This window comes from Cypionkella sp., assembly GCF_036782355.1.
GTDB lineage: Bacteria > Pseudomonadota > Alphaproteobacteria > Rhodobacterales > Rhodobacteraceae > Cypionkella.
In genome coordinates, this window is the sequence record NZ_DAIPZF010000025.1 from 40,653 (window position 1) to 49,613 (window position 8,961).

The 8,961-nt window shown below is 59.3% G+C and carries 9 protein-coding genes; 3 read left to right on the top strand and 6 right to left on the bottom strand.

What is annotated here, in order from left to right:
- The first annotated feature begins 25 nt into the window (after positions 1-25).
- Positions 26-1,012, top strand: a complete 987-nt coding sequence (gene galE / locus V7Q10_RS10900) for a UDP-glucose 4-epimerase GalE (RefSeq protein WP_333869123.1) — start codon at positions 26-28, stop codon at positions 1,010-1,012.
- Here the strand turns inward: galE and V7Q10_RS10905 are convergent.
- Positions 1,002-1,769: a nitrilase-related carbon-nitrogen hydrolase gene (locus V7Q10_RS10905; protein WP_333869124.1), complete on the bottom strand. Its 768-nt coding sequence runs from the start codon at positions 1,767-1,769 to the stop codon at positions 1,002-1,004. The two genes, galE and V7Q10_RS10905, sit on opposite strands and share 11 nt — an antisense overlap.
- A gap of 120 nt (positions 1,770-1,889) precedes the next feature.
- Here V7Q10_RS10905 and V7Q10_RS10910 point away from each other — a divergent pair, with 120 nt between their 5' ends.
- On the top strand, positions 1,890-2,843 hold the full coding sequence (locus V7Q10_RS10910; RefSeq protein ID WP_333869125.1) for a glycosyltransferase family 2 protein: 954 nt from the start codon (positions 1,890-1,892) through the stop codon (positions 2,841-2,843).
- A gap of 52 nt (positions 2,844-2,895) precedes the next feature.
- Here V7Q10_RS10910 and V7Q10_RS10915 read toward each other — a convergent pair whose 3' ends face one another.
- The 4 genes from V7Q10_RS10915 to V7Q10_RS10930 are packed head-to-tail and all read right to left on the bottom strand — an operon-like array spanning position 2,896 to position 7,584.
- The gene (locus V7Q10_RS10915; RefSeq protein WP_333869126.1) at positions 2,896-3,978 is read right to left on the bottom strand and encodes a BMP family ABC transporter substrate-binding protein; all 1,083 of its coding nucleotides are present in this window, start codon (positions 3,976-3,978) and stop codon (positions 2,896-2,898) included.
- Between the two features lie 25 nt (positions 3,979-4,003).
- Complete coding sequence (locus V7Q10_RS10920) at positions 4,004-4,924, bottom strand: ABC transporter permease (RefSeq protein WP_333869127.1); 921 nt, start codon at positions 4,922-4,924, stop codon at positions 4,004-4,006.
- A 1-nt stretch (position 4,925) separates the two neighbouring features.
- Positions 4,926-6,011, bottom strand: coding sequence for an ABC transporter permease (locus V7Q10_RS10925; protein ID WP_333869128.1), 1,086 nt, complete (start codon positions 6,009-6,011; stop codon positions 4,926-4,928).
- Positions 6,001-7,584 carry an ABC transporter ATP-binding protein gene (locus V7Q10_RS10930; RefSeq protein WP_333869129.1) on the bottom strand — a complete coding sequence of 528 codons (1,584 nt, stop codon included), beginning with the start codon at positions 7,582-7,584 and terminating at the stop codon, positions 6,001-6,003. The genes V7Q10_RS10925 and V7Q10_RS10930 overlap by 11 nt, the downstream gene beginning before the upstream one ends.
- A 451-nt stretch (positions 7,585-8,035) precedes the next feature.
- On the opposite strand from V7Q10_RS10930, the gene V7Q10_RS10935 reads away from it, so the two are divergent.
- Complete coding sequence (locus V7Q10_RS10935; RefSeq protein WP_333869130.1) at positions 8,036-8,521, top strand: nucleoside deaminase; 486 nt, start codon at positions 8,036-8,038, stop codon at positions 8,519-8,521.
- 54 nt (positions 8,522-8,575) lie between these two features.
- Here V7Q10_RS10935 and V7Q10_RS15630 read toward each other — a convergent pair whose 3' ends face one another.
- On the bottom strand, positions 8,576-8,860 hold the full coding sequence (locus tag V7Q10_RS15630) for a DUF6538 domain-containing protein (protein ID WP_442885860.1): 285 nt from the start codon (positions 8,858-8,860) through the stop codon (positions 8,576-8,578).
- Between the last annotated feature and the right edge of the window lie 101 nt (positions 8,861-8,961).

Consider the following 8,961-nt stretch of genomic DNA (forward strand, 5'->3'; position numbering starts at 1 on the left):
CAGTCTGCGGCCTGAAGGAGTGGCGATGACGCAGCATGTTTTGGTGACAGGCGGGGCGGGCTATATTGGCGCGCATGCCTGTAAGGCCTTGGCGCGGGCAGGGTTCACGCCGGTGGCCTTTGACAACCTTAGCACCGGCTGGGCCGAGGCGGTGAAATTTGGCCCGCTGTTTCAGGGCGATCTGATGGATCCAGCCGCACTGGACGCGGCCTTTGCGCAATACAAACCCATCGCGGTGCTGCATTTTGCAGCGCTGTCACTGGTGGGCGAATCGATGAGCGATCCGGGCCGCTACTGGCGGGTGAACGTCAACGGCTCGCTGAACTTGGTTGAGGCAGCGGTGCGTGCCGGCTGTTTGAACTTTGTGTTTTCAAGCACTTGCGCCACCTACGGCGATCAGGACGGCGTGCTGTTGAACGAGGATACCCCGCAATATCCGATCAACGCCTATGGGGCGTCGAAAAAGGCGATTGAAGAGATTGTAAAGAATTTCGGGCCAGCGCATGGGTTGAACCATGTGATCTTTCGCTATTTCAACGTCGCAGGTGCCGACCCCGAAGCCGAGGTGGGCGAACAGCACCGCCCCGAAACCCATCTTATTCCGCTGATGCTGGATGCGATTGACGGGCGCAGACCGGCGCTGACGATCTTTGGGCAGGATTATCCAACGCCAGATGGCACCTGCGTGCGCGATTATGTGCATGTCAGCGACCTGGCTGACGCCCATGTCAAAGGATTGCAATGGTTGCTGGCGGGGCGGGGCAATCGCGCCTTTAACCTTGGCACCGGGCACGGGTTTTCGGTGCGCCAAGTCGTGGATGCCAGCCGCGCTGTGACCAACCGCGAGGTGCCGATGACGCTTGGCGCGCGGCGGGCGGGGGATGCGGCGGCGCTGGTCTCGGGGTCGGCGCGCGCGCGCGAAGAACTGGGCTGGCGGCCCGAACGCTCGACCCTGCCCTTGATGATCGGCGATGCGCTGGCCTGGAGCCGCAAGCCCGGCTTTAGCCGCTGATCGGGCGGTAATCACGGCTTTGGCTGGTCAGCCGTGCCGGGTCGCGCGGCGGGATATCGGCGATCAGCAGGCTGGCGGTTTGCCCTGCTTGCGCCAAAACCTCGCCATGAGGCCCCGCGATCACCGAGCCGCCGGCATAGGTCAGATCGCCTTCGCTGCCGCAGAAATTGGCGTAAACAATCGTCACGCCGTGATTTGCGGCCATGGCGGGCACGGTGGCCGCAGCAACATGGGTAAAGGGCAGCATATTGGCGGTCGGCACAAAGATCGTGCTGACGCCGCGCGCCGCAAGTGCTGCGATATGGGGTGCAAATTCAACGTCATAGCAGATCAGCAGCGCGGCTTTCTCGCCCATAAAGTCAAAGACGCAATAGCTGTCACCGGCGCGGTAAAGCCCGGCCTCGCGCGCGCCATAAAGCTGAATTTTGCGGTAGTTGGCCAAAACCTGCCCCTGCGCATCAAGGCAAAGCGCTGCGTTATAGACATCATCGCCCGCGCGCTCGCCGTAGCCAAGCGTCAGGCCGCAGCCTGCCTTGCGGCAAATCTGCGCCAGCCGCTGCTGCCACGCGCCGCCTTGGGCTTGCGCAAGCTCTGCAATCCTTGGGCTGTTATAGCCCGGAAGTAGGGCTTCGGGGGCAACCAACATCTGCGCGCCTGCGGCAGAAGCGGCGTTGAGCGCAGGGGCAAGCAGTGCAAAAGCGGCCTCAGCCTCGCCTGCGGGCGAGAGGCATTGCAGCAGGGCAAGACGGTGGATCATGGCGGGCCTCGCGTGGTTTTGGCGCATCATGGCAAGGCGGGGCGACATTGTCACGCGGGCTGCTGTTGACTTTGCGCGGGCTTGGTTTTCAATGGCAGGGTCAAGAGTAAAGGCCCGCCTGTGACCGCATTCCCCGCCCGCCATGTGTTGATTTCCAACATGAAAAACGAAGGCCCCTTCGTTTTGGAATGGGTGGCGCATCATCTGGTGCTGGGGTTTGATCAGATCATCGTGGCGTCAAATGATTGCAGCGATGGCACCGACCGCCTGCTTGCGGGCTTGGCCGATGCGGGATTTATCGCGCATGTGCCCAATGAGGTGAAACCGGGCGAGATCCCGCAGCACGCGGGCTATGCCAAGATCCGCAAGCGCCATGATGTCGACAGCGCAGATTGGCTGATGATGCTGGATGCGGATGAGTTTCTGAACGTGCATCTGGGGGCGGGGCAAGTCAGCGATCTGACCGCGCGTGCAGAGCCCGAGGTCGATGTTATCGCGCTGAACGGCATGTTTTTCGCAGCCGAGCCCGAGGTGAACTGGCGCAAAGGCCCGATTTGCCCAAGGTTTCAGATGCGCCTGCCGATCAAGCACGAGGCCAATATCGCGCTGAAAACCCTCACACGGGCACCGGCGCGGTTTCGCGAAATTCATAACCACTCGCTGGTGAACCTGCGCGAAAAGGCGCCACTTGGGGTGTTGTGGGGGGATGGCACCCAGACCCAGACCGACCCAGAGCTGCCGCTGTGGAAGCAGTTGCGCAATGGCAAGATCCATGCGGTCTCTCACCGTTTGGCGCAGTATAATCATTACGGGCTAAAGACTTGGGACAGTTTTATGCAGCGGCGCTTGCGCGGGCGTGGGGCTGTGGCGCAAACCACCGAGGCAAATGCCCGCCACACCGATGCGTATTGGCAAAGCCGCAACCAGCCCGAGGCCCGCGACGACAGCATTTTGCGCTATGGTGCAGCGGTGCGCGCCCAGATGGATCTGATGCTGCAAACCGACAAGATCGCGCGCAGGCAGCGCAGGGCTGAAAAGCTTTATGCCGAGATGGTCGCGCCTTACCGGCGGTAGCGCATAAAAAAGGCCCGCAGATAGCGGGCCTTTTTGCCGAAAGTGTGCGCGATTACGCGGCGGATTCGACGCCTTTGACGAACCAATCAATGGTTGCCAATTGCTCAAGCGTCATGATCTCGCCTTCCTTCACCCGCTCGACGCCGTCTTGGTCAAAGATCGGGCCGGTAAAGATGTCATAGGTGCCGTCTTTGTAGCCAGCCTGAATGCCGTCTGCCAAAGCCACAACATCTGCTGGGATGATCGGGTTATAGGGGGCAATCACAACGCCGCCTTCTTTCATGCCTTCCCACATGTCGATCGACTCCCAAGTGCCGTCCAGCACAGCTTGGGTGCGAGCGACATAATGTGGGCCCCAGATGTCTTCGATCGCGGTCAGATGCGCGTTTGGCGCGAAAGCCGACATGTCAGCGCCTTGGCCAAAGCCATGCAGGCCCTTTTGCTCAAGGATTTGCAGCGGGCCGGGGCTGTCAGTGTGGGTGGTGACGATGTCACAGCCCAAGTTGATCAGGGTCTCGGTGGCAGCAGCCTCTTTCGGTGGGTCAAACCAGCTGTCGATCAGCACCAGTTTCACGGTCGCGGCTGGGTTTTGCTTTTGTGCCGACAGACAAAAGGCGTTCACGCCCAAGACCACTTCTGGCACTTTATACGAACCAAGATAGCCCAAGGTGCCCGAAGCCGACATTTTGCCAGCAATGGTGCCCAGAACGGCGCGGCCTTCATGGAATTTCGAGTTATAGGTCGAAACGTTGTCTGCGCGCTTAAAGCCGGTGCAATGTTCGAACTTCACATCGGGGAATTCGCCTGCGACTTGCAGGGTCTGATCCATATAGCCGTAAGAGGTCGTGAAGATCAGCTTGCAGCCCTGTTGCGCCAGATCGCGCAGCACCGGAACCGCAGAGGCGTCTTCTGCAACGTTTTCGACGTAGACGGTTTCAACCTTGTCGCCAAGCGCAGATTCAATCGCTTCGCGGCCTTTGTTATGCGCCCAGGTCCAGCCATAGTCACCAATCGGGCCAAGGAAGATGAAGCCAACCTTCACCTTGTCTTCGGCCTGCGCGGCGGTGCCGATCATTGAAAGGGTGGCAGCAGCGCCAACGCCTTTCATCAGTGTGCGACGGGAAATCGTAGTCATCGAAGTCTCCTGTTGAGGTTTTTTGTTACGGCAGAAAGGGCTTGCCAAGGCAAGCAGGCGCAGAGGCGCCAACGTTCCCCCGAGACGAGATGAACGTAAGCGCAACCACGGTCATAAGAAAAGGCATAGCTGCCCAAAATTGCGACGGAACGAAAGAAAAACCGGCACCTTTGGCATAAAGCTCTAAAGACATCAGAATGCCGAAAAAGAAGGCACCCGCTAAAAGCCGCCATGTGCGCCAGCCGGCAAAGACCACCAAGGACAGTGCAAGCCAGCCACGGCCTGCGGTCAACTCGTTGCTCCACATCGGGGTGATCACCATGGTGAAATAGGCCCCGCCAATCCCCGCCATTGCGCCGCCAAAGGCGATGGCGGCGTAGCGCACACCGATCACCGAATAGCCGATGGAATGGGCGGAGTGGTCGTTTTCCCCCACCGCGCGCAGGATCAGCCCGGCGCGGGTGGATTTCAAAAACCACGCCACCAGCGGCACCATGATCAGGGCAAAGTAGACAATCGGTGAATATCCGAAAAACACCTGCAAAATCGGATCTTTAGCAAGGCTGTTGGGGAAGACCGAGCCAAAAACCGGCGTGATGCGGCCTTGAAACATCTTGCTGCCAATCAGCGAGGACACCCCGATGCCAAAGATCGTCAGCGCAAGGCCGGTGGCGACTTGGTTCGAATTCAGGCTTAACACCATCACCCCAAACAGCAGCGCCAAAACCGCGCCCGCGCACGCGGCGCTGATCAGGCCAAGCCAAGGGTTGAAGGTCATCACGGTGACGCCAAAGCCCGCAAGTGCGCCCATCAGCATCATGCCCTCAACGCCAAGGTTCAGCACGCCGGATTTCTCGACCACCAACTCGCCCAGACCTGCCAAAAGAATAGGCGTTGTCAGCCCTACGATGCCGGTGATGACCAGAACAATGAATTCAGGGGTCATTTTACTCTCCTGCCACAGCGGGCTTGGCGGTGGTGACAATCCGGGGGCGGTAGCGCACCAGAATCTCGCTGCCAAGGATGAAGAACAGCATCATCGCCTGAAAAATGCCTGCCGTGGCGTTGGGAATATGCACGGTGGTTTGCGCCACTTGGCCGCCAACATAGGTCACCGCCAAAACGATGCCCGCAATCAGACAGCCGATCGGGTTCAACCGGCCCAGAAAGGCCACGATAATCGCGGTAAAACCATAGCCCGAGGGGAACCCAAGGTTGATGGCATGCGAGGCGCCGGTGAATTCCAGCGCGCCTGCCAGACCCGCCATGCCGCCGCCGATCAGCATCGCGATCCAGATGGTTTGCTTGGCGTCAAAGCCGCCATGGCGCGCGGCTTGCGGCGCTGATCCGACCACCCGCACCTGATAGCCAAAGACCGACCGCGACATCATCAGCCAAAACACAAAGGGCATGATCAGCGCAATCACCACGCCCAGATGCACGGTGCTGCCGGTAAACAGCAGCGGCAGGCTTTGGCTGTCGGTCAGCGGGGCCGTGGCCGGAAAGTTGCGCCCATTGGGGTCTTTCCACGGCCCGCCCACCAAATAGCTTAGGATTTGCAACGATATATAGGTCAGCATCAGGCTTGAGAGGATTTCATTCACGTTCCAGCGGGTTTTCAAGATGGCGGGGATCAGCGCGTAAAGCGCGCCAAACACCACGCCGGTCAGCACCATCGCCAAAACGATAAAAAACCCACCCGCAGTGCCCGCCGCGATGCCAACGCCTGCGGCTGCAAGGGCGCCGACCACATATTGCCCTTCGGCGCCGATATTCCAGACCTGTGCGCGGTTGCCGACCGCAAGACCCAGCGCGATGATGATCAGCGGAGCGGCTTTCAGCGCCACATCCTGCCATTTATAACTTAGCAGCAGCGGCGACAGGAAAATATCCTTGACCGCGCGTGCGCCGTCGATGCCCATCAGATCAAACACCAACATGCCGATCAGCATCGTTGCCAGCACCGAGGCAATCGGCGTGACGATCAGCATCATCCGGCTGGGGGTGGGGCGGCGTTCAAGCTTAATGCGCATGGGCACTCTCCTGTGGCAGCGCGCTTGGGGGCGCGTCGCCGTGGACACCGCCCATCAACAGGCCGATTTCTTCGATATTTGCCCCCGCCACCGGCATCGGTGCGGAAAGCCTGCCTTCGTTGATCACCGCCAGCGTATCGCAAAGCGACAACAGCTCGTCCAGATCCTGCGAGATCACCACGATGGCCGATCCCGTGGCCGCCAGATCGACCAAGGCCTGATGGATGGCGCTTGCCGCCCCGGCGTCGACGCCCCAAGTCGGCTGGCTGACCACCAGAACCGCGGGTTTTTGCAAAATCTCGCGCCCCATGATGAACTTTTGCAGATTGCCGCCCGAAAGCGATTCCGCAAAGGCTGCGGGGCCGGTGGCCTTGACCGCAAAGGCGCTGATCACCTCGCCCGCATAGGTTTTTGCGGCTTGGGCGTTGATCATGCCGTTCGAGACCATGCCCAAACGGTCGCGCGCAGTCAGCAAAGTGTTTTCCGAAAGCGTAAACTCGGGCACGGCGGCATGGCCGTTGCGCTCTTCTGGTACCGAGGCCAGCCCCGACAACCGCCGGGTCTTGGCCGAGGTTGCGCCGATGTGCACACCGTCCAGCGTGATCGCAGGGGCTGACGTTACCGCCTCGCCCGAAAGCGCCAGCAAAAGCGGGTTTTGGCCATTGCCTGCCACGCCGGCAATGCCGAAAATCTCACCCGCGCGCACTGAAAAGCTGATGTTTTTCAGCACGGTGCCAAAGGGCCCGTCTTTGGGCAGGCAAAGATCCTGCACCACGAATTTCGCAGCTCCCATCTGCCGCCCCGCGCCGCGCTGGATGTCTTTTAGGCTGCCACCGATCATCATCTCGGCCATCGAGCGCGAGGTTTCCACCGCAGGGTTGCAGGTGGCGACCAATTTGCCGCCGCGCAGAATGGTGGCAGTGTCGCAAAGCGCTTTGATCTCATGCAGCTTGTGGCTGATATAAAGGATCGAACAGCCTTCCGAGGCCAATTGGCGCAGCACCACAAACAGCTGATCCACCTCTTGCGGGGTCAGCACCGAGGTCGGCTCGTCCATGATCAACAGATTGGGGTTCAGCAGCAATGCCCGCACAATCTCGATGCGCTGACGCTCGCCCACCGATAGCGTCGAGACGATGCGATGTGGTTCCAGTTTCAGCCCGTATTGCGCCATCACCGCCAGAATTTTCGCCTCAAGATCGCGCGCAGGGATCGAGGCATCCATGCCAAGCGCGATGTTTTCCAGCACCGTCATCGCCTCGAACAGCGAGAAATGTTGGAACACCATGCCGATGCCCAGCTTGCGCGCGGCTTTGGGGTTGGCAATGACCAGCGGCGCGCCGTTCCAGCAGATCTCGCCCGCGTCGGGCTGCTGGATGCCGTAGATCATCTTGACCAGCGTCGATTTGCCTGCGCCATTTTCTCCCAAAAGCGCATGGATCTCGCCCGGACGCACCGAAAAGCTGACTTGATCGTTTGCCAGAACCCCTGGAAAGCGCTTGGTGATGCCGTTTAAGGACAGGCGCAGGTGATCGGAATGGGGCGGAATGGCAGACGAAGGGGCAGCTGTCATAGTTCGTCCTTTGGCTTTGCAGTCTGGCTGCTGCATCAGTGCTAGCCCCATGGGTCGGGTTTTGGTTCTCGATTTCAAGCGAAGCTGTTTCAAGCAATGCCGGAAAATAGCGCTTCGATCAGCAACACCTAAGCTGAATTCTGTTTTTTCAGCAAGAGATGCAACGCGTTAGCGATAAGAAATTCAGGTTTATAATGGGGTCGGCTTGCAGGACGGTGGCTTGCGGTTTTTGTGTAGATATCTGTTTTTAATGTTTAATTTTTCACAAAATACCCTTGTGACCCCGCGCGAATGAGGCAAGCGCCTAACCGATTGCGCGTACGCTTTGGCGCAGCGGCTGAAAATTTAGGCGGATTGTAAAGCTGGAATCAGCGCAGGGCCACTGGCTTGCGGCTTGAAATTTGCCCGATTCAGCGCATGCTGGGATCACAAGATATAAAAAGGACGCGCCATGCCTGCTGCCCCCGAGCTTGACCACACCGCGCTGTTGCGGCTTGCCATTGCCGAAAGTCTTGCGGCGCGCGAAAGCGGCGTGCATCCCTTTGCCGCGATTTTGGTCGGGCCGGATGGCAGGGTTTTGATGACCCAGCACAATGCTTTTATGCCCGATCACGATATGACGGGCCATGCCGAGCGGGTGCTGATGACCCGCGCCTCGACCAGCCTGCCGATAGAGGTTTTGCGCGAGTGCACGATGTATACCTCGGCCGAGCCCTGTGCGATGTGCGCGGGGGCGATCTATTGGACCGGGTTAAAGCGGGTGGTTTACGGGCTGAGTGAACATGCGCTGAAAGAGATTACCGGCAATCATCCAGAAAACCCGACGCTGGATCTGCCCTGCCGCGTGGTCTTTGCCGCAGGGCAGCGACAGGTCGAGGTGATTGGGCCGATGCTGGAGGAAGAGGCGGCCGCCGTGCATGCCGGGGTTTGGGGCTAGGGCGCGGGGAGGGGGCTTTCCGCCCCCTCGGCTTCGCCTCACCCCCGAGGATATTTATGCCAAGATGAAAGCGTTAGGCTCAACACAGGAGCTGTCACTTTGCAGGGCGGCTTCAGGGCCATAGACAGTGCCATGTGCGAAGTGCAATTGTGACCAAGGTTTATCCAGTTTTGCAGATGCAACCAAAGCGCGTGTTTTCGCTGATTGTTGCGATTTGGTCGTGAGCCTTTGCGCGATTCTGGGGCAGCTGTCATGGTGCAGCAAGTCTGATGGCATAGGACGCGAAGGGTAAAAGTAACCGCCACGGGTAAAGGTATAAGGGATGTTTTTGGTCCACACAAATCGACGCCTGAGCTGATTTGGGTTGAAAGAAGTGCATATTTAAGGATGTTTAGCTAGGCTGCGACCTGAGGCGCTTTGGCTAAATGGTGCTGTGAGAG

Coding starts and splice junctions, on each gene's coding strand:
- V7Q10_RS10905 (WP_333869124.1), bottom strand. CDS start 1,769: ATGATCCACCGTCTTGCCCTGCTGCAATGCCTCTCGCCCGCAGGCGAG.
- V7Q10_RS10925 (WP_333869128.1), bottom strand. CDS start 6,011: ATGCGCATTAAGCTTGAACGCCGCCCCACCCCCAGCCGGATGATGCTG.
- V7Q10_RS10915 (WP_333869126.1), bottom strand. CDS start 3,978: ATGACTACGATTTCCCGTCGCACACTGATGAAAGGCGTTGGCGCTGCT.
- V7Q10_RS10920 (WP_333869127.1), bottom strand. CDS start 4,924: ATGACCCCTGAATTCATTGTTCTGGTCATCACCGGCATCGTAGGGCTG.
- galE (WP_333869123.1), top strand. CDS start 26: ATGACGCAGCATGTTTTGGTGACAGGCGGGGCGGGCTATATTGGCGCG.
- V7Q10_RS10935 (WP_333869130.1), top strand. CDS start 8,036: ATGCCTGCTGCCCCCGAGCTTGACCACACCGCGCTGTTGCGGCTTGCC.
- V7Q10_RS10930 (WP_333869129.1), bottom strand. CDS start 7,584: ATGACAGCTGCCCCTTCGTCTGCCATTCCGCCCCATTCCGATCACCTG.